28 protein-coding genes are annotated in these 22876 nt (G+C 38.0%); 19 read left to right on the top strand and 9 right to left on the bottom strand.

Annotated features, from left to right (window positions below; translation table 11 throughout):
• The first annotated feature begins 23 nt into the window (after positions 1-23).
• The 10 genes from NST66_RS19310 (at position 24) to NST66_RS19265 (ending at position 8201) form a co-directional block, all read left to right on the top strand.
• A complete protein-coding gene (locus NST66_RS19310) occupies positions 24-221 on the top strand; it encodes a hypothetical protein (RefSeq protein ID WP_372452798.1) in 198 nt (65 codons plus the stop codon).
• A gap of 233 nt (positions 222-454) precedes the next feature.
• Positions 455-952 (top strand): PTS sugar transporter subunit IIA, encoded by a 498-nt coding sequence (locus NST66_RS19305; protein ID WP_028415105.1) that lies wholly within the window; start codon positions 455-457, stop codon positions 950-952.
• Between the two features lie 37 nt (positions 953-989).
• Positions 990-1817, top strand: coding sequence for a PRD domain-containing protein (locus tag NST66_RS19300; RefSeq protein ID WP_033579862.1), 828 nt, complete (start codon positions 990-992; stop codon positions 1815-1817).
• A gap of 178 nt (positions 1818-1995) precedes the next feature.
• Positions 1996-3375, top strand: a complete 1380-nt coding sequence (locus NST66_RS19295) for a sucrose-specific PTS transporter subunit IIBC (RefSeq protein WP_098626905.1) — start codon at positions 1996-1998, stop codon at positions 3373-3375.
• A gap of 211 nt (positions 3376-3586) precedes the next feature.
• Positions 3587-3859 carry a hypothetical protein gene (locus tag NST66_RS19290; protein WP_013058702.1) on the top strand — a complete coding sequence of 91 codons (273 nt, stop codon included), beginning with the start codon at positions 3587-3589 and terminating at the stop codon, positions 3857-3859.
• Between the two features lie 21 nt (positions 3860-3880).
• A complete protein-coding gene (yidC, locus tag NST66_RS19285; RefSeq protein ID WP_014458568.1) occupies positions 3881-4699 on the top strand; it encodes a membrane protein insertase YidC in 819 nt (272 codons plus the stop codon).
• 101 nt (positions 4700-4800) lie between these two features.
• Positions 4801-6006, top strand: a complete 1206-nt coding sequence (locus tag NST66_RS19280; protein ID WP_340843651.1) for a TolB family protein — start codon at positions 4801-4803, stop codon at positions 6004-6006.
• 35 nt (positions 6007-6041) lie between these two features.
• Positions 6042-6551, top strand: a complete 510-nt coding sequence (locus NST66_RS19275; protein ID WP_033579864.1) for a GNAT family N-acetyltransferase — start codon at positions 6042-6044, stop codon at positions 6549-6551.
• A 119-nt stretch (positions 6552-6670) separates the two neighbouring features.
• Entirely contained in the window at positions 6671-7513 is an 843-nt protein-coding gene (locus tag NST66_RS19270; RefSeq protein WP_028415101.1) for an ATP-binding cassette domain-containing protein, read from the top strand.
• 1 nt (position 7514) lies between these two features.
• Positions 7515-8201, top strand: a complete 687-nt coding sequence (locus NST66_RS19265) for a hypothetical protein (RefSeq protein ID WP_028415100.1) — start codon at positions 7515-7517, stop codon at positions 8199-8201.
• A gap of 27 nt (positions 8202-8228) precedes the next feature.
• On the opposite strand, the gene NST66_RS19260 is transcribed toward NST66_RS19265, so the two are convergent.
• From NST66_RS19260 to NST66_RS19250, 3 genes are all read right to left on the bottom strand, one after another.
• Complete coding sequence (locus NST66_RS19260; RefSeq protein ID WP_098626904.1) at positions 8229-9047, bottom strand: glycerophosphodiester phosphodiesterase family protein; 819 nt, start codon at positions 9045-9047, stop codon at positions 8229-8231.
• 128 nt (positions 9048-9175) lie between these two features.
• Positions 9176-9799: a class F sortase gene (locus NST66_RS19255; protein ID WP_028415098.1), complete on the bottom strand. Its 624-nt coding sequence runs from the start codon at positions 9797-9799 to the stop codon at positions 9176-9178.
• Complete coding sequence (locus NST66_RS19250; protein WP_034270733.1) at positions 9796-10605, bottom strand: DUF4397 domain-containing protein; 810 nt, start codon at positions 10603-10605, stop codon at positions 9796-9798. The genes NST66_RS19255 and NST66_RS19250 overlap by 4 nt, the downstream gene beginning before the upstream one ends.
• A gap of 260 nt (positions 10606-10865) precedes the next feature.
• Between NST66_RS19250 and NST66_RS19245 the strand changes: the two genes are divergently transcribed.
• The 5 genes from NST66_RS19245 (at position 10866) to NST66_RS19225 (ending at position 14760) form a co-directional block, all read left to right on the top strand.
• Positions 10866-11756, top strand: coding sequence for a YitT family protein (locus tag NST66_RS19245; protein WP_013058693.1), 891 nt, complete (start codon positions 10866-10868; stop codon positions 11754-11756).
• Between the two features lie 214 nt (positions 11757-11970).
• On the top strand, positions 11971-12726 hold the full coding sequence (locus tag NST66_RS19240; RefSeq protein WP_033579868.1) for an alpha/beta family hydrolase: 756 nt from the start codon (positions 11971-11973) through the stop codon (positions 12724-12726).
• 104 nt (positions 12727-12830) lie between these two features.
• Entirely contained in the window at positions 12831-13199 is a 369-nt protein-coding gene (locus NST66_RS19235; RefSeq protein ID WP_028415095.1) for a GntR family transcriptional regulator, read from the top strand.
• A complete protein-coding gene (locus NST66_RS19230) occupies positions 13196-14065 on the top strand; it encodes an ABC transporter ATP-binding protein (RefSeq protein WP_028415094.1) in 870 nt (289 codons plus the stop codon). The genes NST66_RS19235 and NST66_RS19230 overlap by 4 nt, the downstream gene beginning before the upstream one ends.
• Positions 14065-14760, top strand: a complete 696-nt coding sequence (locus NST66_RS19225; RefSeq protein ID WP_034270719.1) for a hypothetical protein — start codon at positions 14065-14067, stop codon at positions 14758-14760. Before NST66_RS19230 ends, NST66_RS19225 begins: the two co-directional genes overlap by 1 nt.
• Positions 14761-14798: 38 nt before the next feature.
• Here the strand turns inward: NST66_RS19225 and NST66_RS19220 are convergent, their stop codons facing one another.
• Entirely contained in the window at positions 14799-15401 is a 603-nt protein-coding gene (locus NST66_RS19220; RefSeq protein ID WP_013058688.1) for a DUF3885 domain-containing protein, read from the bottom strand.
• 230 nt (positions 15402-15631) lie between these two features.
• Between NST66_RS19220 and NST66_RS19215 the strand changes: the two genes are divergently transcribed.
• A complete protein-coding gene (locus tag NST66_RS19215) occupies positions 15632-16000 on the top strand; it encodes a hypothetical protein (RefSeq protein ID WP_033579870.1) in 369 nt (122 codons plus the stop codon).
• Positions 16001-16005: 5 nt separating this feature from the next.
• Here NST66_RS19215 and NST66_RS19210 read toward each other — a convergent pair whose 3' ends face one another.
• From NST66_RS19210 to NST66_RS19200, 3 genes are read right to left on the bottom strand one after another with little or no spacing between them, the layout of a single operon-like run.
• The gene (locus NST66_RS19210; RefSeq protein ID WP_033579871.1) at positions 16006-17133 is read right to left on the bottom strand and encodes a Ger(x)C family spore germination protein; all 1128 of its coding nucleotides are present in this window, start codon (positions 17131-17133) and stop codon (positions 16006-16008) included.
• Positions 17130-18233, bottom strand: coding sequence for a GerAB/ArcD/ProY family transporter (locus NST66_RS19205; protein ID WP_340843649.1), 1104 nt, complete (start codon positions 18231-18233; stop codon positions 17130-17132). The genes NST66_RS19210 and NST66_RS19205 overlap by 4 nt, the downstream gene beginning before the upstream one ends.
• A 21-nt stretch (positions 18234-18254) precedes the next feature.
• On the bottom strand, positions 18255-19685 hold the full coding sequence (locus NST66_RS19200) for a spore germination protein (protein ID WP_034270710.1): 1431 nt from the start codon (positions 19683-19685) through the stop codon (positions 18255-18257).
• Positions 19686-19803: 118 nt separating this feature from the next.
• On the opposite strand from NST66_RS19200, the gene NST66_RS19195 reads away from it, so the two are divergent.
• The 3 genes from NST66_RS19195 (at position 19804) to NST66_RS19185 (ending at position 21149) form a co-directional block, all read left to right on the top strand.
• Positions 19804-20208 carry a secondary thiamine-phosphate synthase enzyme YjbQ gene (locus NST66_RS19195; RefSeq protein ID WP_034270707.1) on the top strand — a complete coding sequence of 135 codons (405 nt, stop codon included), beginning with the start codon at positions 19804-19806 and terminating at the stop codon, positions 20206-20208.
• Positions 20209-20311: 103 nt separating this feature from the next.
• Complete coding sequence (locus tag NST66_RS19190) at positions 20312-20437, top strand: hypothetical protein (RefSeq protein ID WP_016765283.1); 126 nt, start codon at positions 20312-20314, stop codon at positions 20435-20437.
• Between the two features lie 586 nt (positions 20438-21023).
• A complete protein-coding gene (locus NST66_RS19185; RefSeq protein WP_013058681.1) occupies positions 21024-21149 on the top strand; it encodes a hypothetical protein in 126 nt (41 codons plus the stop codon).
• A gap of 150 nt (positions 21150-21299) precedes the next feature.
• Here the strand turns inward: NST66_RS19185 and NST66_RS19180 are convergent, their stop codons facing one another.
• Positions 21300-21842 carry a 5' nucleotidase, NT5C type gene (locus NST66_RS19180; protein ID WP_028415087.1) on the bottom strand — a complete coding sequence of 181 codons (543 nt, stop codon included), beginning with the start codon at positions 21840-21842 and terminating at the stop codon, positions 21300-21302.
• Between the two features lie 134 nt (positions 21843-21976).
• Positions 21977-22654: a C40 family peptidase gene (locus NST66_RS19175; protein ID WP_016765281.1), complete on the bottom strand. Its 678-nt coding sequence runs from the start codon at positions 22652-22654 to the stop codon at positions 21977-21979.
• Positions 22655-22876: the final 222 nt, after the last annotated feature.

Genomic DNA, 22876 nt, shown 5'->3' with positions numbered 1-22876 from the left:
TTTGTAAGTCTTTCTAGCAGTTGATGGGAGGGCAAGCCGAAGACTCCTGCGGGAAAAGCGGAATAGGTGAGACCCCACAGGAGCGTATGCGACGAGGAGGCTCAGCATCCGCCCGCGGAAAGCGAAGTCTTGCACGGAAATCAACTGCGGTGTCAAAAGCGGTTCGGCTCATGTATACGAGTTATTCGTCTTTAGATTGGATTCATTTGTTTATGTCTTAACCTCTTTTTTAGGGTTAAAATTCAATATCCACCCTTCAGAAGATGTAGAAAGGGTTACATAAAGTGCAGCATAGGGAACGTGCTTCTTATAAAAGCGCTTATACATTTTTATTTACAAGATAAAAAAAGCATGGTTAAATAATGACCATGTTAATGTACCATCAGGATAGGGAAGTTTTTCTGCAGAATCATTGGGGTATGCTACAAGTACAATCTAAAAAAGGGTGATTGAGATGTTTAAAAAATTATTTGGTAATAAGACAAAATCAAAAGAAACAACCGTTCTAGCTCCGCTTTCAGGTAATATCCTGCCAATCAGCGAAGTGCCAGATCCAGTGTTTGCACAGAAGATGATGGGAGACGGTTTTGCAATCGAACCTTCAGAAGGACAAGTTGTTTCACCCGTTGCTGGGGAAGTCGTTCAGCTTTTTCATACAAAACATGCGGTAGGCTTAAAAACAGAAGCCGGTACAGAAGTATTAATACATATCGGCCTTGAAACAGTGGCAATGGAAGGCGAAGGATTCGAAGCTCACGTAACACAAGGTGACAAAGTAAGTGTAGGAACACCTCTTATTACATTTGATTTAGCGCTTATTCAAGAAAAAGCGAAAAGCATTATCACACCAATTGTTATTACAAATAGTGATGCAAGTGAAAGTTTCGAAATTTTGGCTCAAGGGACGGTTCAAAAAGGCGAAACTGCTTGTGCAAAAGTAACGATGAAGTAATAAGCAAGGCCTTTTCCTTTAAGAAAGGAGAGCGCATTTGAAGATATTAAAAGTGTTAAATAACAACGCCGTTGTCTTTAAGGAAGGCGGAGTTGAAAAGATTGCGATGGGTCCCGGCATCGCTTTTCAAAAAGGTAAAAATGATCTTATTAATGCTACAAAAGTGGAGAAAGTCTTTGTCATGAAAGAAGAACAGGAAAAGTTTCAAGAACTATTAAAAAATCTTCCTGAAGAGCATATTCAAGTGGCGGAAGAAATCATTTCGTATGCTGAGCAGCAGCTTTCTGCTACGCTAAGTCATCATGTGCATATTGCTTTGAGCGATCATTTATCCTTTGCTGTCGAAAGGATAGCCCGCGGAATTTCCATCCAAAATAAATTGCTTAATGAAATTAAATCACTCTATCAGCCTGAGTATGCAATAGGAGTGTGGGCTCTTCAGCATATCAAAAAGAGGTTAGACATCACGATGCCGATTGATGAAGCGGGATATATTGCGCTTCATATTCATACGGCGAAACTGAATTCACCGGGAATGCAGCAGCTTATGATGAATACAACGATTATTAATGAAATGGTTACGATTATAAAAAAAGAGCTGAATATGGAGATTGATGAAAACAGCATGTCCTATCAGCGTCTGCTGACTCACTTGCGCTTTGCGTTAAATCGTTTAGCGCAAAATGAACCTTTTCATGAGATGGATGAAGAGATGCTCGACGTATTAAAAGTCAAATATAAAAAATCGTATCAGTGTGCTGAAACGATAAAGCAATTTGTCAAAGAGGAGTACGACATTAATTTTCCAGAAGCGGAGTTAGGCTACATCACGCTTCACATTTGCCGAATAGAGCAAAGAATATAGAAAAAAGCATTGACGAATATTGTTGTATTGAGTACAATGAAAGCGTATTAATTGAATAATCGGGATTGTGACTGGTAAAGCAGGCAAGACCTAGAATGCGCATAAAGGACAAGTGTGTCTTTTATAAGCGTGTTTTAGGTCTTGCTTTTTTTATGACATACAACAAGGAGGAAGTAAGATGGACGTAAAAGAAATTGCTAAAAAGCTTGTTCCGCTTTTGGGAGGAAAAGAAAATATTGCTAGTGCCCAGCACTGTGCTACGCGTTTGCGCCTCGTTATTCGAGATGAAAGCAAAATCGATCAAAAAGGTTTGGATGAAATAGAGGATGTAAAAGGGGCTTTTTCAAATTCAGGACAGTTTCAAATCATTTTTGGAACCGGTCTCGTTAATAAAATCCACGCTGCTTTTGTTAAAGAATTAGGCGCTGAAGAGGCTGCTGCCCCAGTAGATCACCAAGAAGAAATGAAGAAGAAGATGAACCCATTTGCCCGTTTTGCTCGCATGCTTTCCAATATTTTTGTTCCGATTATTCCAGCCATTGTAGCAAGCGGTTTATTAATGGGATTGCTCGGTATGATGAAAGCGTTCCACTGGGTCTCAGAAGATAGTGCGTTATTTGTTTTATTGGACATGTTCTCAGGCGCAGCATTTATCATTTTACCGATTTTAATCGGGTTTTCAGCTGCAAAAGAATTTGGTTCAAACCCTTATCTTGGAGCGGTTATCGGAGGGATTTTGACGCATCCGATGTTATTAAATCCATGGACATTAGCAGATGCTAAGCCAGAATATATGGATTTGTTTGGCTTAAGTATTCCGCTGATTGGCTATCAAGGTACGGTCGTTCCAATTTTATTAGCTATTTACGTGATGAGTAAAATTGAAAAGGGCCTGCGGAAAATTGTGCCGAATTCGGTTGATTTACTTGTTACGCCTTTTTTAACTGTTATTATTACGGGCTTTGTGTCACTTGTGTTTATTGGTCCTTTCGGCCGTTATATTGGAGATGTAATTTCCATTAGCCTTCAGTCTCTATACGATGTAGCCGGAGTGTTTGCAGGAATTTTGTTTGGTGGCTTATATTCAACCATTGTATTAACAGGCTTGCAGCATAGTTTTCATGCTATTGAAGCAGGGCTGCTTGCTAACCCGAAGATTGGTGTTAACTTCTTACTTCCTATTTGGGCCTGCGCGAATGTAGCGCAAGGAGGAGCAGGGCTGGCTGTTTACTTTAAGACGAAAAATGCCAAAACGAAAAAAATTGCGATTCCGGCGGCTATTTCTTCTTTCTTAGGAATTACAGAACCGATTATTTTTGGCGTCAACTTACGGCTTCGCAAGCCATTTATTGCTGCGGCTATAGGCGGGGCAGCCGGGGGAGGCTACGTTGTACTTATGCACGTAGTAGCCAATGCATACGGACTCACAGGTATTCCAATGATGGCAATCGCCGCACCGCTTGGTATGAGCAATTTAATTCACTATATCATCGGTATGATTATTTCTGTGGGTGTAGCATTCGGCGTTACGTGGTTCATGAAACTAAAAGAAGACTGAGAACCAGCGCTAAGCATACGAGAATAGAGAATGGGATTAGATTTGCTCATCATATTTTATGATGAGCAAATTTTGTGTCGTAAATATGAAACTTTTTAAAAAGTAATACGTAGAACAGTCAAAGAGATAAGTTGATGTTGTGTAACAGGAACGTAAATGCTACACTACATATATTGGATTGTACTATTATAGTCAGAAAGAGAGCTGGCACATGGAATTTTATCACGATCTTTTTCTATATGCGCCGTATTTATCTGCTTTCGTTTTATACATCCTTTGTTATTATATGCTTCGTGAAGCTAGGTTTACGGCTTTTCATGCGGAACCTGTCACTGACCATGTGAATGCAGGGATCGATCCTTCAGTATTAACGATATGGAAAAGACGAAATGTATTTATACATGTGTATAGAAAAACACCAGTTAAAGAGAAGAATAATGATGAAGAAGATCCTTTCCTTCTGAAAAACACTTCATACATTTAGTCATTATTAGGAGGAAAGAATATGAAAAGAAATAAAAAATTATTATTGCTTGGTTTAATGGGAGCGCTTCTTTTAGCTCTAGCCGGCTGTAGCAGTACAAAAACACCGGTTACGGCTACAAGTGGCGGATTCTGGGATCATTATTTTGTTTACCCTTTATCTATGGCATTAACGAAAATTGCTGAGTGGGCAGGCGGAAGCTATGGTCTGTCTATTATTATTGCAACGGTTATCATTCGTTTAGTTCTATTGCCACTTATTTTAAAACAGCAAAAGAGCACGATGGCTATGCAAGCACTTCGTCCAGAGATGGAAAAGATTCAAAAGAAATATGCTGGTAAAAAAGATCCGGAAACACAGCAAAAGCAGCAAAAAGAAATGATGCAGCTTTACCAAACGCATAAAATTAATCCGGTTGGCGGATGTTTGCCAATCTTTATTCAAATGCCTATTATTATCGCATTTTATAATGCCATTGCACGAACGCATGAAATTGCGCAGCATTCATTCTTATGGGTAAGTTTAGGAAAGCCAGATCCTTACTTCATTTTACCGGTAGTTGCAGCGATTACGACATTCTTACAAATTCGTGTAAGTATGACGGATGAAATTCAACCTCCAATGAAAATGATGATGAACATTATGCCAATCTTCATCTTAGTAGCGGGAATTTCACTTCCATCTGCTCTTGCACTATATTGGGTAATTGGTAACTTATTCGGAATTGGACAAGGTTACTACTTGAAAAAACGTATGAGTTTATTAAAAGAAAAAGATGCGGCTAATAATGCAGCACAAGCTAAAACAAAGCCATCACCAAAATCTAAGTCAAAATCATAATATACAAAAAGCGCAGCTATCCGCTGCGCTTTTTTATTTTTTCAAAAATGTGATGAGATGAGGAGATTTGTGTAACGCTATAAAAAAAGACAGGAGTGAACATGGTGAAAAAAATAGCGTTATGTCTGCTTTTTCTTATGTTGTTCCCTATGCAAATAAATGCTGCCAATACAGTGAAGGTCAGTTTTATACGGCAAGGAAACCTATGGGTATATGATAACGGTACCGAAAGGCAGTTATCCTATGCCCGTCATGCCTCTATACCTCAATGGTCATCACATGGAGATATAGTTGCGTATGCAGAAAATGATTCTTTAATGATTGCACCGTTAAAAGGAAAACCGCTGCTTGTTGAAAATGATGTGACTCATTATCAATGGTCACCGGTTGCCGAGGAGCTTGCGTATATTTCGAATGGAATCTTAGTATATTACAACGTTAAAACGCATGAAAAGAAGCGTGTAGCCATAGGAGTTGATCAGTTTTCATGGTTTCCGGAAGGAGATCGATTTTTAATTACGTCAGCTGCTGCGCTGGCGCCCACGGGATGGGGACCGGTAAAGCTATATACAGTGAGCAAATATGCAGGGTTAGATGTGAAAAAAGTAGAGGCTTTTACGACGCTGCCAGCAGAAAATGATTCATTTTTTGCGTATACAACAAGCAGCTTTAAATGGTCTCCTAACGGTCAATGGATTAGTTTTATCGCTATTCCAACGGCTTCGATGTCTGCAGATGCAAATAAGCTGTGCATCATTACAAAAGAAGGAAAAGCTTTTCAAGTGGTGGGAGATATGCTTAATGTACCCAATTGGTTTAAGTGGAGTAATGAAGAGCAAGTACTGGCATTTATTAATGGAGAAGGAAGATTTGCCACCGAAAATAAAAAGTTCACTTTAAAAGAGATGCCCGTTTTTAAAGAACATGTGTTTACGCCAAAAGGCTTCGCAGATTGGGATTTCACTTGGACAGAAAAAGATAACATCATCATTTCACGTGTGCCCGAAGCAGGGTGGTCGAATGATGAAAAAAAGAGGCCGCTGCCTTTTTTATATAGCATGAATGTAAAGACCAATAAGCAAAGTCAGTTCACATTTCCGCAAAAAGGCTTAGGCGATTACGCGCCTGTTTATCATAAAGCAACGAATCAAACGATGTGGATTCGTACAAATCGAAAACAAGCAAATCTTTTAACGCGCGTAAAAGATACGAAAAATGACAAGGTACTCATTTCAGATTTAGACCTGCCGGGAAATTATTATGAGCTGTATCGGTGGAATGAAGTATTTAGCGTGTACAGTCCTTAATAGCTAATTAAAACATAAGAAACTAAGGTGAAAAGATGAATATACGATTGTTGGCAAAAGAAGACGCTGACGTGTACTTTGAACTCCGTCTTCGTGCTTTAAAAGATCATCCCGAAAGTTTTATTTTAAGTTATGAAGAAGAATATGAAAAAGAAATTGCTGATATCAGAAATTATTTTCCAAGCAGCCAATCAGAATTTGTAGTAGGAGCTTTTATGGAAAGCCAGCTTGTAGGGATTGTAGGGTTTCAGCAGCAAAAGCCTTTAAAAGTTCAGCATAAAGGAGATATTTGGGGCATGTACGTAGCCCCTGAAGCAAGGGGGAAAGGTCTTGGGAAGAAGCTGTTAAAAGCCGCTGTTGAACAAGCTTTTTCCAAAACGAATGTTTTGCAAATCTACCTAGCTGTCGCTGCTAAAAATGAAGGGGCAAAAGCCCTATACAAAAGCCTCGGTTTTACTTCTTATGCGTATGAAAAAAGAGCTCTTCAAGTAGATGGTGAATTTATTGATGAAGAGCATATGGTATTGTCTATAAAAAGCCTTTGACCATATCAAAGGCTTTTTTGTACGGGAAAAATTTAGCTGAAACGTATAGAGATGGAAGCACATTCCCCATAAATATGCTATGATTTAACATATAGGATTATGGAGAGGCGAGGCAGCGGATGGAAAAACTGATTGAATTAAAAAATGTTGCAAAAGTATACAAAAAACATACCGTATTAGAAAACATTCATACGACCCTTTATAAAGGAGAGACTGTTGCGATTGTTGGAAAAAACGGGGCGGGAAAAAGTACGTTTTTAAAGCTAATTGGCGGATTATCTAAACCGACTAAAGGAACAATTCACCTTGATAAAGAAACCGGTACGCCTGGATTTGTGGTAGAGCAATTTCCTCAGGAGCTGCGTTTTACCCTAGTAGGTTATTTGCAGCACATGGGACGAATTCAAGGATTGTCTAAGAAAAAGCGCAGCTCTAGAATTGAAGAGCTGCTCGAAACTTTCGAAATGGTAGAGTTTAGACATGAAGAAATCGTTTCTTTTTCAAAAGGAATGAAGCAAAAAGTCAACATGATGCAAGCACTGCTGAGTTCTTCTAAGCTGCTATTGCTTGATGAACCTCTATCAGGATTAGATGCGCGTGCTCAGCTAGAAGTAGAACGAATTTTTACAAAGCTAAAAGAACGAGGGATGACCATTGTATTTACGTGTCATGAAGAAAGGCTCATACATGCTGTAGCAGATCGTGTTATCACTATTGGGTCACAGCGCATTTTAAAAAATGAGCGCGTTCAACTCATTGAGCATTTAACGGTTATTGAGGCAAATGTGATTCTTAATAAGCCACTTCGTTTATTAAAAGAAAAGTGCACGAAAATTGAACAGCACGGAAACTACTGGATTTTTTATATAGATAAAAAATATGTAAACGAGTTTCTTGCAGAATTACTTGCTGTTCAAGGTGAAGTTGTAAAGCTATATCATATGGAAAGGGAAGAAATTTAAGATGGGTGCATTGATTCGCTATCATTTTATTACATATATTAAATCGTATCGATATATTCCGCCGCTTGCACTTTATATTATTTCGCTGTGTATGAACTATACATATAGACCGAACCCGGTGCTTGATAGCTTTTTTAATACGGCGCTTTTCCTCTTTTTTCTAACCACTTGGTTTACAATGTCGCTGTTTCACGCGGAAGATTCCAGTCAAGAAGTTATTACAAAACTTCACGTAGGGAAAAAGAATAAGTACTTTACGAGCAAACTTATTAGCTGTGTTCTGCTGTTTACATTTTTATCAGCGGTTTCAATTGCCTATCCCGTGCTGCTTGATATGTTTGAAGTGGATATATCCACTAAGCAAATGGTGTTTGGGTTTATTATTCACTGGACGTTTAGTTTGCTTGGTATGAGCATAGGTCTTGTTTTTACAAGAGATGTTGTAAGAGAAGGCAGCTTATCGTGGTTTGGACCTCTATTTATTTTAATCATTACGCTTGCAGCGGCAGGTGTTTCATTTCCATATCAAGGAGGCGGGCTGCTGCTGTATGTACTGCCGCCCGTATCTGCAATCATTCAATTTATTAACGAAGGATTAAATAAATTTTTGGTGTTTGGCTGGGCTTTGCTTTATGCCATAGCATTAATTAGCCTGTACTTGTGGCGAGCGAATAGAAGAGATGTATAAAAAATAAACACTTGCCGCGGCAAGTGTTTATTTTTTATGAAGCACGTTATAAAGACGATCCGGGTAATTAGTAAACATGCCGGTTACGCCCCACTCGATAAGTGTTCTCATTTGTTTTTCATCATTTACTGTATACGGGTGGACGTCTAAATCATACGAGCGAGCTTTTTGTACATATGGTTTTGTCAGCGTGCTTGCGTTAGGACCGATGCCGTTCGCGTATGTTTTAATTTGTCTGAACTGCTGATCTGTTAACATATTGGTTTGCTTGGAACGAATCAGTTGAATTAGTTTCATAGTAGGTCGGTATCGATGGACGGTTTTTAAGCTTTCAGGACTAAATGATTGTACAATGACGTGATTGGTATGAATGTTGTACTTAGCCATCAGCGTTAACAATTCTTTTTCCATACCTGGATATTCATGAGGAGATTTTGTTTCAATATAATAGTTTGTTCGATTGCCAAACTTACGGAATATTTCTTCTAAAGTTGGAATGACGGCTTTTTTAGGACCTTTTCCTGCGTTCAAACTCTGAAGCTGCTTCACTGTATACTGTTTTACATATCCTGTTCCATTTGTCGTGCGGTCAACTTTGTAGTCATGAATGGCTACAAGCTGCTGATCTTTAGACATGTGAAGATCAAGTTCAATGTAATCCGCTTTTTGCTGTACGGCAGCGAGATAAGATTGCATCGTATGCTCTGGCTCATATCCTGATGCGCCTCGATGAGCAATAATGGCTACTTTTTCTGCTTGAGTAGAAGCTGCCTGCGTATGTATAAACATAAAAATACCGCATAAACAAAAAGTGAGTGAGCTTACAAACCACCATTTTCGTCTCATATCAAAACTCCTTTTTATTGAGGGGTCGTGCATTAGTTTACCAGCGAGATGTTGTGTTCATATTAAGGCTGTGTAAATATTTAAATAAAACGAACCAGTGTGTAATTAAAAGTAATAAAGGCCGATGTTTAGTGAGAAACATCGGCTGTTTTTTCCGGGCGAAGGCTTGTATAAATAACGAGTCTGCGCTCATGAGTTTTCTGTTTATGATCAAATGTTCCCGTACAGGTGATTAAATTAAGCTGGTGTTGAAAAGTTGGACCAAAAATCTCTCTGATAGGAGCAGACTCTCGGGGGTAAGAAGCTTTATTGGTAACAACAAAGGCCAGCTGCTGACCTTGCTGATCGGTTACAAAAATTTCATCTCCTTTTGTGAGCTTGTCGAGATGATAGAAGATAGCGGGTCCTTTTTGGTCATCAACATGTCCTGCAATGACCGCATTTCCTTCCTCTCCGGGTCTTGCTCCAAGCTTAAACCATGCTACATCATGACCATTATCAGGAACGCTCATTTCACCTTGATTAGTAAGGCCCATTCCTTTTATAAAAGCCTTGATATGAAGCTTCGGAATAATAAGCTGAGATGGAAGAGGTGTAGAAGCGGTCCCTGAAGATTTCAAGGATTGAGCCGATTTTGTTTCAGCCATCTTCACAACAAAATCCGTCGAGCTGTTTGCAAATGCTGATTGGGCAAACCAGCTGCTCATGAATAGTATAAAAGAAAAGGTGAAAACCCCTCCTATCCATTTCATTCGCTTTCGTATCCTCTGTGACGACGAACAACAAATATAGCGACCGCTCCAATTCCCAATAAAGTAAGAACCGGCACAATTGAATTATAATTATCCTCTGAAGCACCGCCCATACCGGTTTTTGGCATTTCGGAAGGCATAGCGGTATTATCTTTTAATAACAGCGTTTCAAGGCTGTCGGCTTTGTTAATAGCGAGCACCGTGTAGACCGTGTTGGCTTCTAAATTAAGGTTTGGAATTTCCAGTATTTTTTTATTGTCTTGACTAGTTGCGATGGTTAAATCATAAGTTCCGGCATTTACTTCAGAATAATTTGTCATTTGTTTAAAAGCAGTGTCTTTAAACAAAGCAGGGCCGTGATTAATACCTACATTAACAGCGGGAGCATCTGGAGAAAAGTGAGCAATTCGGATTTTACTCTTTCCTTTAGCTACGTTCATATCATCTTGAGCTACTTTTAATTCTAAGTGTGCAACTTGGTTAATAGCAGCAAGGGTATAGGCTTTGTTTGCTTCGACGGTTACATTAGTGGAAATGACAGGTTTTTCTTTTCCTTTTGTACCTATAGCATATACCTCTACTTTATGAGACCCCGCAGGTACCTTAAGGTAATCTGTCACATCTTTAAACGATGCGCCGACTACGATGCTTTGATTGTCCACATATATATCTACTTCAGGTGCATCAGGTGATGCATGCACAACTCGTATCATTGCCTCCTGCACAGCTGCAGAAGTGAAATTATCTGAAAAAGCTAGCAATAAAACTGCGAGTAAAGAAGCAGCAATAATCTTTACACGGTTCATAACGTTTTACTCTCCTTTTAATCTAAGTTTGTCCTGTTAATCCCGTATGAAAAGTGGTCGGGGTGCATTCACTTTTGAACGTACTCGGGCATTTATTCACTTGTTATCATCTACAATTTTATCCAATATATGCATAATTTATTTCATTAGATGAAATTTTTGTAAAAGAGCAGATGAATAGTTTGAATTTTGTGATAATATTAAAATAGAGCGTTTAGTTAGTAATTGATGTCTCTATCACAAAAAGGAGGGGAAGTTATGTGCTGCAAACGAATCATGAAATAAAAAAGGTTGTTCATCGTTCGCTATCAGCTAAAATGATTGTAAAGCGTATGCTATTTATTTTAGTGGGGGCCCTTTTAATGGCCGTCGGGCTAGAATTTTTTCTTGTCCCTAATGAGGTTATTGACGGTGGAATTGTAGGTATATCTATTATTTTATCCCACTTAACGGATGTTCAAATCGGCTTTTATATCTTCGTATTAAATCTTCCATTCTTTTTTATTGGATACAAGCAAATTGGAAAAACATTTGCGCTATCTACGCTATTAGGTGTTATCATTCTATCCATTGCTACCTCTATTTTTCACGACTTGCCGGTCTTAACAGGCGACCCTCTTTTAGCAACTGTGTTTGGCGGAATTGTTCTCGGTGTGGGAGTAGGAATTGTTATTCGATACGGAGGTTCTTTAGACGGCACCGAGATATTAGCTATTTTATTTAATAAGCGTACGCCGTTCTCCGTAGGTGAGACGATTATGTTTTTTAATTTATTTATTTTGGGAAGTGCCGGTTTTGTATTTGGCTGGGACCGCGCTATGTATTCTTTAATGGCTTACTTCATTGCTTTTAAAACGATTGACATTGTGATTCAAGGTTTAGATGAGTCCAAGTCAGCTTGGATTATTAGCGAACAATATGAACAAATTGGTGAAGCAATCCTTGCTCGTTTAGGGAGAGGCGTCACGTATTTAAACGGGGAAGGTGCGTATACGGGAGATGATAAAAAAGTGATTTTTTGTGTTATTACCAGGCTTGAAGAAGCAAAGTTAAAAGCAATTATCGATGAGATAGATCCATCTGCTTTTTTTGCTGTAGCAGCTATTGCTGAAGTCAGGGGAGGAAGGTTTAAGAAACGAGATATTCATTAATGAAGGTTGTCTGCTAATGAGACTGCCCCTTATTATAGCTTACAGCCGAATTTTTAGCTTTCTCTGCTTGATTGTTTGTAATGGTTTACGTTACTTTTGCTGCTTCATGCATATTGAGCCCCTCTTTTTTCTTGTATGTCTTTGAAACAAACATGTAAAATGTCTAAAAGATATAAAAAGAGTACATAGTAAAAAAACAGAAAGAGGGAGTGACATGAAAAAAACGTTAAAAATACTAGGAGTCAGTCTTGCCGTTCTTGTTGCAGTAACCGCGGCTTTTTTTGTTATATGGTCGGGTTTTGATTATGAACCTTCAAAACAGCTTCACTCACTGGTAGATGAGAAAAAAGTAGTGAAAAAAGACGATTATTACGTATTTAAGCCTCAAACGAACAAAGAGATAAAGGCCGGCTATATTATTTATCAAGGTGCTAAAGTAGAGCCGTTAGCATATGGCTATTATGCTCAGCAAATTGCAAATGAAGGATATCTTGTTGCTGTTGTAGATTCTCCGTTTAATATGAGCTTCTTTAGTCAAAATAAAGCGACGGATATTGTGAAGAGCTACCCGAAGATTGCCGCATGGTTTATCGGAGGGCATTCCCTTGGAGGAGTGAGTGCAGCGTCTTATGCGTATGATCATCAAAACTCAATAAAAGGCTTAGTTCTTTTAGCATCGTATCCGATGAATAAAAATGATTTTTCAACCTCCACTTACCCTATTTTGTCTTTAACCGGTGAGAAAGATGGTTTGTCGACCCCTGAAAAAATTAAAGAAACCAAGCATTTACTTTCAAAAAATACGGAGCTGGTCCAAGTAAAAGGAGCTAATCACGCACAGTTTGGAATGTACGGGAAACAAAAAGGCGACAACAAAGCCAGTATTTCTCCTAAAGAGCAGCAGGATGAGCTAGTAAAAAGAACGGTCAAGTGGTTAAACAGTCAAATGAAAAAGTCCGTCAGTAACTAACTGACGGACTTTTTTCTTTTTTTGGAAATAATACTTGAAAAAATAACCAGTTAGTTATATAGTTAGTTACATGAGTAATGAACCACTTAAGTGAGGTAGTCAAAATGAAACAATCATTAGATCATCAGCGACCAATTTTTCAACAAATCAAAGAAACCATCGAAGAGAATATTTTAAATGATGCTTTTCCAGAAGAAGAAAGAGTACCGTCTACGAATGAATTTGCCAAAATGTATCGCATTAACCCTGCAACGGCAGCTAAAGGAATTAATCAGCTAGTTGACCACGGAATATTGTATAAAAAGAGAGGGATCGGGATGTTTGTATGTGCGGGTGCCAAAGAAGTGTTGCTTACACAAAGAAAAGAAGAATTTTATAACCGTTTTATCGTTCCGCTGAAAAAAGAAGCACAGCATTTAGGAATTACGGTAACCGAGTTAAAAGAGCTGTTAGACAAGGGGGAAATAGAATGAATATAGAAGCGCAGCTGTTAAATAAATGCTACGGATCTAAGCAAGTGTTAAAGGATATTTCACTTACGCTAGCACAAAATAAAATATACGGACTGCTAGGTAGAAACGGAGCGGGTAAAACGACTCTGATGCAAATTGTAGCCGGACATATTCCAGTTACAACAGGAGAGGTAAAAGTGGGAAATCAATCTCCGTTTGAAAACCGCTCTGTTCTACAAAACATCTGCTTAATTAACGAAAGCGGAAATTTCAAAAAAACATTAAAAGTCAAAGACGTGCTAAAAATTGCCTCCTTTTTTTATCCTTATTGGAGCCAGGAAGCTGCTGAGAGGCTTATGGAAGAGTTCGATTTAGATTGTAATAGGAAAGTGAAAGCATTGTCTAAAGGTATGGAATCAGCGTTAGGAATTATTGTTGGGTTATCTTCTCGCACAAGCATCACAATTTTTGATGAACCTTATATTGGACTTGATGCTGCGATGCGAGCGCGCTTTTATGAGCTTTTATTGGATGAATATGAAGAATATCCACGCACGTTCATTATTTCAACGCACTTAATTGATGAAGTAAGTAATTTGTTTGAAGAAGTACTTATTATGCAAAAAGGAAAGCTGATTCTTCAGGATACAGCAGAAAATTTGCAGCAGCGCTGTGTAAGTGTGAAAGGACCTAAAAGTCAAATTGAAGAATATGAAAAAGGAAAGCAAGTCATCCATGAACAAGTATTCGGGGGAGAGAAAAAAATAGTGCTGTTTAATGAAGATATTTATGCTGAAGAACTTGTCGACAGTTCGTTTCATGTAGAAGCCGTTCACATACAGGATATTATGATTTATCTTACAGCCAATCGTGGAGGTGTAGCGTAATGAAAGGACAGTTTGCTGCCATCAGCTATTCGCTCTACGTCGAACTGAAGTATTTAATGATTCGGTTTTGGACGATATTGTTAGCGTTTGTTGTCGTCGATATTTTAGTGTTCAGTCAGGTAAACGAACATCTTTTATTAGTAACAAGTATGCCACAGTACATCTTTTCAGGTATTGTAAGTTTTATTATTATTCGAAAAAGCTTCTCTTTTTGCTTAAAGCTAGGTGCTACTCGTAAAGCATATCTTTCAACGATGACCTGTGTTTTTGCTCTATTTGCAATTGTAATGTCTTTTATCAATGTTGTCATCATGAGCATTTCAATGAAGGTGATTAATAGTTTGAATTTAATGAATGTTCAGCTTTATTATGCAAGTGATTTTATCTTCCATGATCCTACTCTCGCTGTTCACTTTTTAACGGACGCTGTCTTTATCTTTTTTATTACAGCAGCCGCGTGTTTGCTTGGCAGCATTGTCTACAAATTCGGGCAAACAGGAGGGATGATCAGCGGTGCTGTTCTGGTGTTACTGTTCACAATTCCAGTAACAAAAGAACCGATTATTCATTTTATAAAAAGCTTTTCGAGCGGGTCGTTATTGCTTACATTCGGAACAATGGTTATCGTAAGCTTCCTACTCTTTCTTATCAACTGGCTGTTTTTAAAAAAAGCGTCTCCTGTCCATCAAGCCTAATAAAAAAGCAATCATTCCTTTACTGAATGATTGCTTTTTTACTGTACTTTTTTTGAACAAGCTGCATCAATATCTAGAATCCAGTCGTGAAACTTTTGCTGAAGCAGTTGAAGAGAAGACTGATTGTTTGATACGATGTCCAGGCCGCGCTCGTCGTATAGGTGGAAGATGGTTTCTTTATTCAAATTCACAATGTAACACTCTTCTTCAATAGCCGGATGAATATGAAGATCACGGTTGGCAATTGATTGCAAAAGAAGCTTTTCTTTCACATCATTTGTTTTACAGGCAATAATATACTCAGCGTTATTTAATAATGCTACGGATTGAACTTCTTGTTTCTTCAGGCGAGAGCGGATGAATTTTTTAATAGCTGTTTCTTTTTTCTTTTTTAAAAGTAAATCATCCTGTGCAGCATTCGCTTTGAAAACAAGCAGCAGCTCATCATTTTTTTCATGGAGTGTCTCAAAAATTTCGTAAGCGCGTGCGTACACATTTTTCATGTATTCTCGTTCCCATACGCCTTTTTGATTGGTAAGCGTAAAGCGAATACCCGCGGGCGCGTTATAAAAAAGAGGTCTTTTCATTTGAACATTTGGAAACATTGTTGTTAAGTATGATTGAAGCCGCATTGTGGTCATACGCAACACCTCATTTAGTTTAGTCCTGACTTAATATGTTGAATTTAGTCTATCACGTGATTAGCTAAATTTGTAAAGAAGTAATGTTATTTAATCAAAAGGTAACCAAACTGTTATATTTTGTTGATTTTGCATTATTTCTTTACACAACCTTTGCGGATGAACAGGTTTTTTCATACGCCTGTCGTATTACTTAACGTAGTAACGACGTGAAGAAAGGGTGATAGACGGTGAAAAAACAGCTTGTTCTTATTTCAATTGTTACAGCTGCTTTCTTTGTGCTTATTTTTCACAAAACGATCTTTCAAGAAGGTAATCCTCTTCCCATTGCATGGAGTATTGTAAAATTAAAGTCTTCAGGTGAAGATGTTGTTCAAATATCCGATAAGCCTAAGAGGTACCTCATTCATTCAAATGACTATTTAACGTTTATTAAACAAATGAAAAAGAAAAAAGTGAATTTTCAATATCAAGACGATAAAAAGTTTTATTTTAATAACGACGATGAACGCCAGCTGTTCGTCAGCAAAAACTATACCGATAAGTTCACGATTATGGAACTAAAGAAAAAAGAGCTGACTGAAGCTGGCGTTGAGTAATAAGACTAATCTCTGCCCTGTGTTCCAAAATCTTTAATTTGAACATCAATATGATAGTCGATGGTCGACTGGCTAAATATTTCATCCCATTCATGCTGATGTTTTTTCCAAAAATGAGGATGATGAATTCGTACGTAATTATGCAGGTCAATCACATCAGCTTTGTAATTATTTTGCAACAAGCGGAGTGTTTTTTTCGCGTCTTTTCGAATAATTTTTTCTATTTTTTTTTCGGTCTTTTTTACATTAGAGGCGGCAAGAGCCTGTTTTGAAGTCTCCCAATCTTCTGATAGCCTGCCGCTTGTTTGAACGTTGATGTCAAAATGAACGGAGTGATTTGAATCAATGCGGGCCTTCACATCTTGCTGAACATCTCCGATTTCATAGGAAAAGGGGTATGGACCGTGTTTGCCGTAAATAATTCCGCCTTTAATATTCCCCGTTAACCACGTTAAAGCCTCTACTTGGTGCTGAGTTAAGATGAATTTTGCTTTTTTATCTTTTATAATTGCCGCACCGTCTATTTCAACGCTATTTTTAATTTTAGAAAGCCGCTGTATTAAAAAGCTTTGATCTGTTTTTAACTTAGCAGATAGCTCTCCCATAGTTAAGGGATTTAGAATTTTATTCGTTTTGAATTTATTGTAAACAAGCTCGTAAATTAAGTTGACTGGAGGCACAGACATTCCTTGAATCGTTAAAACGTTTTTAGCATCGCCTTTTGTAACAAACGCAAGGCTGCTGCGCCGTATCTCGTTATCACGTACAAACTGATTAATAAGCGCATCAAGAGGGATTGTCTTGCTCGCTTTTTCTCCTATTAAAAGTGCTCGCTGATGCTGGCTGTATATAGGGTCAGATTTCAGCGAAATATTTCGTGTGATTTCATGAATGGTAGGGCCGGCTGTTGTAATGTTTTTGTATGGAATGGAAGAAGACATATTTCCGGATTCCGTTTCGGTTAACGTTTGATGAGTCAGCACAAGCTGGTTTTTTCCTGTTTTTGGTTCGATTTTCGATGTAATATCCATTGCCACTCCTATAACAAGAGCAAGTTGTTCAATGTTTCGATGATTTGTACAGCCACACAATAAAAAAATGGTCATTATGACAGGAAGACATTTTTTCGTCATTTGAACACAACCTTTTTTATTTTCATTAACATGCTGAAAAAAAGAGGGATAACCAAAAATGTTACTAAAAATGCCCAGCCTAGAACAGTTGAATAATTCGACACGTCGCTTGCTGTTTTGGGCGCTAAAGAGCTCATAAATAAAACGGGTACAAGAAAGATAATATTAGTAGTTAACCGGTTTTTGAAAATCTTTTTAAATCCTGAAACAGCTAAAAAGAAATACATTACAAAAGTTAAAAAAAACTGAAGAAGCCAGACAATAAGTAAAAATAATTCAAGCCTCTCAAAGAAAATTCCTTTTACTTCATGTGTCTGAACAAATTCAATCGTAGGCCAGACGGTCGTTTTTACCTCCGGAACGGATAACGCGCCGACAACTAATACGTAAGTGATAATATATAAAAGCAAAGGAATGGAAAATCCGATGATAGAAACTTTTCGTAAATGATTTTTGTTTTTCATATGCTTTGGAAGAAAGACAATCGTTTCAATTCCTAAAAAAGAAACAGAGACGGTTGTAAAGGCAGAAAGAAGCGGGCTGAATCCATCGGCTAAAACGGGCTGTAAGTTTTTTAAATCGACCATTCCGATACTAAGAAGATATAAGATAAGAAGAATGATGACCGTTACAGGAAAACATAGCGCCATTACTTTTCCGATAGAATTGATACCGCCAGTGATTAGATAGACGCCTGTCAAAATAAACGAAAGGATAATTAACTCAATGGGCATCGTTTCCAGTAAATAAAAATGAATCATTTCTGCCATAGCTCTTACTTCAAAACTTGCTACAGATGTGAAATAAACGACTATGGCGAAGTTGAAGATATTTCCAATCAGCTTACCGGTTACTTCTTGCGTGAAATCAAACATACAGCTAATTGCAAAATACTTAACCATCCAGACTAAAAAAAGAACAATTCCAATAAACAAAAGGCCGTCCATAATAAGTACAATCCATCCGTCTGCATTATTTGTCTGGTTTGTAATGCTGCTTGGCAGTGTTAATAAACCGACGCCAAGCATGGTTGAAGAGATAATTGAAATGGCATAAAAGTCTGAAAGAAGCTTGCTTGATTGTGACTGTGATTGTTCCATATGGTCCTCCTTTTGTCAGTTTTATTTCGCTTTATTTTTAGACTGTTTTAGACTTTTGTTTGGCAGACGAATATAAGAGTCTTTCCACGCTTTTTTATTTAACGCAAAAAACGGTTTGAAGTAAGCCATACCAAAACTTTCGAGCTTGGTTAGATGAATGACAAGAACAAGGAAAAACATGGTAACTCCGTATAATCCAAAGATTGCTGCAATCATCATAGATACGAAACGCAAAATTCGAAACGAAAGGCCAATTCCGTACTGAGGAACAGTAAAGGACGCAATTGCCGATACGGATACAACAATAATCATAACGGAGCTAACGATATGGGCTTCCACCGCTGCTTGACCAATCACAACTCCGCCTACAAGTCCAACTGTTTGTCCGACAGGAGTAGGGAGACGCAGCCCGGCTTCGCGCAACAATTCAAGCGTCACTTCCATGACCACTGCTTCGATAAAAGGAGAAAAAGGAACGTTTTCTCGTGTAGCCGCAATAGTAATAGCTAGCTCCGTCGGAAGCAGACCTTGGTTAAACGAAACGAGTGAAATATAAATAGCTGAAAAGAATAGGGTAATAAAAATAGACAAGTACCTTAGTAATCTCAGCAATGAACCAGCTATCCATCTTTCGTAATAATCGTCGGGTGATTTCATAATCATATCGAAAGTTGTAGGCACTAAAAGAGCAAAAGGAGAGCCATCTACTAAAATGGCTACTCGCCCTTCATTCACCGCAGCGAGAACGCGATCCGGTCTTTCTGTATTTTGCACTTGAGGGAACGGTGAGTAGGGTGCTTCTTCTAAAAATTCTTCAATCATTCCTGAGTCTTGAATGTTATCTAAAGGAATGTCTAATAATTTCTCTCGGACTTGATTCACGATGTGAGTTTGACAGTGTTTATTATGAAAAACGATACTTGTTCGATGTTCCTTTGTATTTCCAATGTAAATGTCTTCAATAACCATTTCTTCTTCGGTAGAACGCTGCCTTAAAAGACCAAGGTTTTCATCTAAGTTTTCGATAAGCGCAATTTTAGGGCCGCGCACTACTTTTTCTGTTGTAGGTTCACTTAAAGAGCGCTGTTTGGTCATAGACATATTCAGCGAATATGCCGTGGTGCTTTCGCTCATAAACAGCAAGGGCTGACCTTTAAAAAAACATGAGATCGCTTGCTTGTATGTATAAACTTCTTTGTCTTTAATGACAGAAATAAACGAATCGATGTCATCGAGTGTTTGCGTTTCACTTTTTGCTTTGGTCTCAACAATATGCTGAGTGAGATTATCAAGTTTTTCTCCGTCGACTAATCCTTGGAGATAAATAATGCATATATATTTTGTGGGGGACAGCCATAATTTTTTGGAACCAACATCTGTATTTTGACCCACCAAATCTAGAAACGTTTGAACGGTGTAGTCTGCATTGGGCTGAAATTTTGAATCAAGCATAAATAAACTCACCGCCTGTTGTGTTAATGAGCTTAGTGTTTACGATGTAAAAACGAGTTATGCGAAAAATGTGGAAGAATAGAAAAGATATGTTATGGTAAAGAAAAGAGGTGATGGTATGCTACATTCATTTACGTTAAAAACGAATAAGCGTGACGAAATGATCGACGTTACGAGTCAGGTACAAGCAGTAATAAGAACAGAAGGATTAAAAGAAGGGGCTGTAGTTGTTTACTGTCCTCATACAACCGCTGGTATAACAATTAATGAAAATGCGGATCCCGATGTAAAAACGGATATGATCCGACGCTTCGATGAAGTATATCCTTGGGAACATAAGTTAGATCTTCATATGGAAGGAAATACGGCGGCACATCTCAAAGCGAGCACGGTCGGCCCCTCTCAGCATATAATCATTCACGATGGGCAGCTGCTGCTAGGAACGTGGCAAGGAATTTATTTTTGTGAGTTTGATGGACCGAGGACTCGTACGTATTATGTGAAAATTTTATCCCTACAATAACTTTTTTTCATACGTCATTGTCCAACTTTTTTCTGAAAATTGTTATAAAACAAAGTTAGTTTAATATAAATGTTATATAACAGTTAAAGGGAGAGATTGAACAATGGAAAAGATAGGTGCAGAACAAGAAACAGTAAAAAAAGAAAACGAAAAAACAAATTTTACATGGGTGGAAGAATACCCAACTATTTTAGACATTGTCAACGAGTATTACAGTACGTGTCGGTAAAGTGAAGAGACTGAGACAAAATTATTTTAATTGAAAGAAGATCCGAATGAGTTAGATTCTTGCTGGAGAATCCAACGCATTCGGATTTTTTCATTGATATAGTGAACGTAGATTTTATGTATGTAGACGAGGGGGCTCATCAGCCTCCTGGGGAAAGCGAAGTCTTACAAGGAAATCAACAGCAACGTAGCAAGCAGTTGAGATCATTTATCTCGTTTGTTCGTCTTTGGATTGGAATAATTTAGTTAGGTCTTAATATCTTTTTTATAAAAAAGATATAATAGTAGCAATTTTTCTAAAAGGTTTAATATAATAAATATTAGGGTACTGAATTGTATGAAATAAAGATAAAACGCATCGTTTCATACTATTTCCTTTTTTACCGCTAGTATAGCCTTGAAGAAAAAGTTTCATTTGATATACTAACTATACGCTTAGTCTTTAAGAGAAAGATGAAGATTCATTGTCATTGTTACACGCAGTGAATGAGCTGCCTTTGCTTGGCGAAAACGTCGTACAAACAAAGACAGATAGCGAATTGTTTTGGGTGCGTTCATTTAGTTCAAAACAGGGAGGCGATTAGTCTATGTTACTTGTACGTATGGCCATGATTGGTTTCTTTTCATTAACAGCCATATCATTGTTTTCTTTTCAGTCCGTTGAAATTATCCATGCCATTATGGACTTTTTTTCATCAGCTGATAAGTACTAAAAAACGATATCTTTTTTAAATAAAAAGCGGATAACCCTTAGGGGGCTATCCGTTAAAAACCGCCCAAAAGGCGGTTTTTTTATGCTTATAGCTGTGCTCACAAACGCACTGCATTCATTCTCTGATGAAAAAGTCTACGTGTTTTTTTGATTAACATTCGTTAAAATAAGTATTTACGTACTGTTCAAACTGAAGCCAATCGTCCACGCGAGGGACATTTACTTCTTCGTTATACGGGTAGCTCATGGCAACAGCATGGCGGCCTGTAGCTTGAAAAGCCTTCAAATTATGAGGTGCGTCATCAAATAGCAAGTCTCCGTATATTTTATCTTTTTGGTGTGTAAACACGATATTGTACTTTCCGATAAACGGAAGGTGTTTTTCAACCCACTGCTCTTTTTCTGTATAAGCATAGGTACGGCTGCTTGTGACAATTAAAATGGAAAACCTTTCATAAAGTCGTTTAAGAACCTCAACAGCATGAGGCAGAGGTTGTAAATGTAAAAAAAGCCCCGGCTGATCGAGGTAGTCATAAATCTTTGTGCCGCATTCCGGCTTTACATACTTTTCTGATTCCCAGCATTTTAACTTTTCAACCGATAAGCTGTCGCAATAATCTTTGTTATATTGGTTATGCCAATCCGTCATAAGATCACAAATGACAGAATCCATGTCAATTAAAAGGGTGTGCATTTATTCAACTTCCTTTACAGTATTCATCTACACGCTTGGTTTTGCAATGCGCTGCTTCTACTATACCAAATCTTTTACATGCAGAAAAAGAGCAAGCCGCATCAAAATCGCACAGCTTGCCCTTTTTATCGAAACTACATTCTTTTAGCACCTAAATAGCGTTTGCTCCAATAGCTCTCTTTTAGAGAAGAGATGCTCACACCTTTAGATGAAGAACAGTGAAGAAACTGGTTGTTTCCTAAATAAATTCCTGCATGAGAAGGCCCTTTTGTATAGGTTTGGAAGAACACAATATCTCCAGCTTTTGGACTTGAGACGCGCGTTCCTTTTTGATAAATCTGAGCTACTGTTCGAGGAAGCTGAACCCCGCCGCCATGTTTGAACGCATAGCCAATAAAACCGCTGCAGTCAAAGCCGCTTGGCGTTGTTCCGCCCCAGCGATAGCGAACGCCCATGTACTGTTTTCCTTTGTTAATCACTGCGTTAGGGTTATAGCGCGCTGAGCTAGAAGGCGATTTGCCCTTTGCTGAAACGCCTAGTTTAGCGTACGTTCCTTTTCCGACAATACCATCTGCTGCTAGTCCATTTTTGCGCTGAAATGATTTTACAGCAGAAGTTGTAACAGTCCCAAAGTATGTAGTCGTATTCCCTTTAAAATAACCTTTATTTTTCAACGTTTGTTGTAGTTGTTTAACATCTTGGTGATTCATGCCTTGGCGAAGCGTTTGGTCGCCTAGAGCCGCTTGGCTGACAATCGGGCTAGTAGAAACAATAACGCCAGCAAGCGTAAGAGCTGCTATTACTTTTTTCATAAAACTAGTACCCCCTGAAAATTTTTCCTGATTTGAGTAAATTCATCATATCATCTTTCGACAGTGTTCTACGTTACAATTTCATTACATATATGAAAAAAATGAAATATAAAGGTGAATATAGTCTTATAAAAGCTGTAATTAAAAGGGTTCTTTAGATGTGTAATATTACTAGAAAAACTTTGAATATTTGACGGTAAATAACTAAAAGATATGAAAAAG

Origin of the sequence: Priestia sp. FSL W8-0524 (assembly GCF_038005965.1) — a bacterium.
Taxonomy (GTDB): Bacteria; Bacillota; Bacilli; order Bacillales; family Bacillaceae_H; genus Priestia; species Priestia zanthoxyli.
Note: the sequence above shows the minus strand (reverse complement) of the source record. Positions and strands in the feature narration are given on the sequence as shown.

Bases quoted from the DNA above. Each gene is read 5' to 3' on its own strand.
- NST66_RS19230 (WP_028415094.1), top strand. From the start codon at position 13,196: ATGAATATAGAAGCGCAGCTGTTAAATAAATGCTACGGATCTAAGCAA.
- NST66_RS19190 (WP_016765283.1), top strand. From the start codon at position 20,312: ATGGAAAAGATAGGTGCAGAACAAGAAACAGTAAAAAAAGAAAACGAA.
- NST66_RS19240 (WP_033579868.1), top strand. From the start codon at position 11,971: ATGAAAAAAACGTTAAAAATACTAGGAGTCAGTCTTGCCGTTCTTGTT.
- NST66_RS19295 (WP_098626905.1), top strand. From the start codon at position 1,996: ATGGACGTAAAAGAAATTGCTAAAAAGCTTGTTCCGCTTTTGGGAGGA.
- NST66_RS19200 (WP_034270710.1), bottom strand. From the start codon at position 19,685: ATGCTTGATTCAAAATTTCAGCCCAATGCAGACTACACCGTTCAAACG.
- yidC (WP_014458568.1), top strand. From the start codon at position 3,881: ATGAAAAGAAATAAAAAATTATTATTGCTTGGTTTAATGGGAGCGCTT.
- NST66_RS19185 (WP_013058681.1), top strand. From the start codon at position 21,024: ATGTTACTTGTACGTATGGCCATGATTGGTTTCTTTTCATTAACAGCC.
- NST66_RS19235 (WP_028415095.1), top strand. From the start codon at position 12,831: ATGAAACAATCATTAGATCATCAGCGACCAATTTTTCAACAAATCAAA.
- NST66_RS19220 (WP_013058688.1), bottom strand. From the start codon at position 15,401: ATGACCACAATGCGGCTTCAATCATACTTAACAACAATGTTTCCAAAT.
- NST66_RS19280 (WP_340843651.1), top strand. From the start codon at position 4,801: ATGGTGAAAAAAATAGCGTTATGTCTGCTTTTTCTTATGTTGTTCCCT.
- NST66_RS19255 (WP_028415098.1), bottom strand. From the start codon at position 9,799: ATGAAATGGATAGGAGGGGTTTTCACCTTTTCTTTTATACTATTCATG.
- NST66_RS19205 (WP_340843649.1), bottom strand. From the start codon at position 18,233: ATGGAACAATCACAGTCACAATCAAGCAAGCTTCTTTCAGACTTTTAT.
- NST66_RS19310 (WP_372452798.1), top strand. From the start codon at position 24: ATGGGAGGGCAAGCCGAAGACTCCTGCGGGAAAAGCGGAATAGGTGAG.
- NST66_RS19175 (WP_016765281.1), bottom strand. From the start codon at position 22,654: ATGAAAAAAGTAATAGCAGCTCTTACGCTTGCTGGCGTTATTGTTTCT.
- NST66_RS19270 (WP_028415101.1), top strand. From the start codon at position 6,671: ATGGAAAAACTGATTGAATTAAAAAATGTTGCAAAAGTATACAAAAAA.
- NST66_RS19250 (WP_034270733.1), bottom strand. From the start codon at position 10,605: ATGAACCGTGTAAAGATTATTGCTGCTTCTTTACTCGCAGTTTTATTG.
- NST66_RS19195 (WP_034270707.1), top strand. From the start codon at position 19,804: ATGCTACATTCATTTACGTTAAAAACGAATAAGCGTGACGAAATGATC.
- NST66_RS19260 (WP_098626904.1), bottom strand. From the start codon at position 9,047: ATGAGACGAAAATGGTGGTTTGTAAGCTCACTCACTTTTTGTTTATGC.
- NST66_RS19225 (WP_034270719.1), top strand. From the start codon at position 14,065: ATGAAAGGACAGTTTGCTGCCATCAGCTATTCGCTCTACGTCGAACTG.
- NST66_RS19210 (WP_033579871.1), bottom strand. From the start codon at position 17,133: ATGACGAAAAAATGTCTTCCTGTCATAATGACCATTTTTTTATTGTGT.
- NST66_RS19265 (WP_028415100.1), top strand. From the start codon at position 7,515: ATGGGTGCATTGATTCGCTATCATTTTATTACATATATTAAATCGTAT.
- NST66_RS19180 (WP_028415087.1), bottom strand. From the start codon at position 21,842: ATGCACACCCTTTTAATTGACATGGATTCTGTCATTTGTGATCTTATG.
- NST66_RS19275 (WP_033579864.1), top strand. From the start codon at position 6,042: ATGAATATACGATTGTTGGCAAAAGAAGACGCTGACGTGTACTTTGAA.
- NST66_RS19305 (WP_028415105.1), top strand. From the start codon at position 455: ATGTTTAAAAAATTATTTGGTAATAAGACAAAATCAAAAGAAACAACC.
- NST66_RS19290 (WP_013058702.1), top strand. From the start codon at position 3,587: ATGGAATTTTATCACGATCTTTTTCTATATGCGCCGTATTTATCTGCT.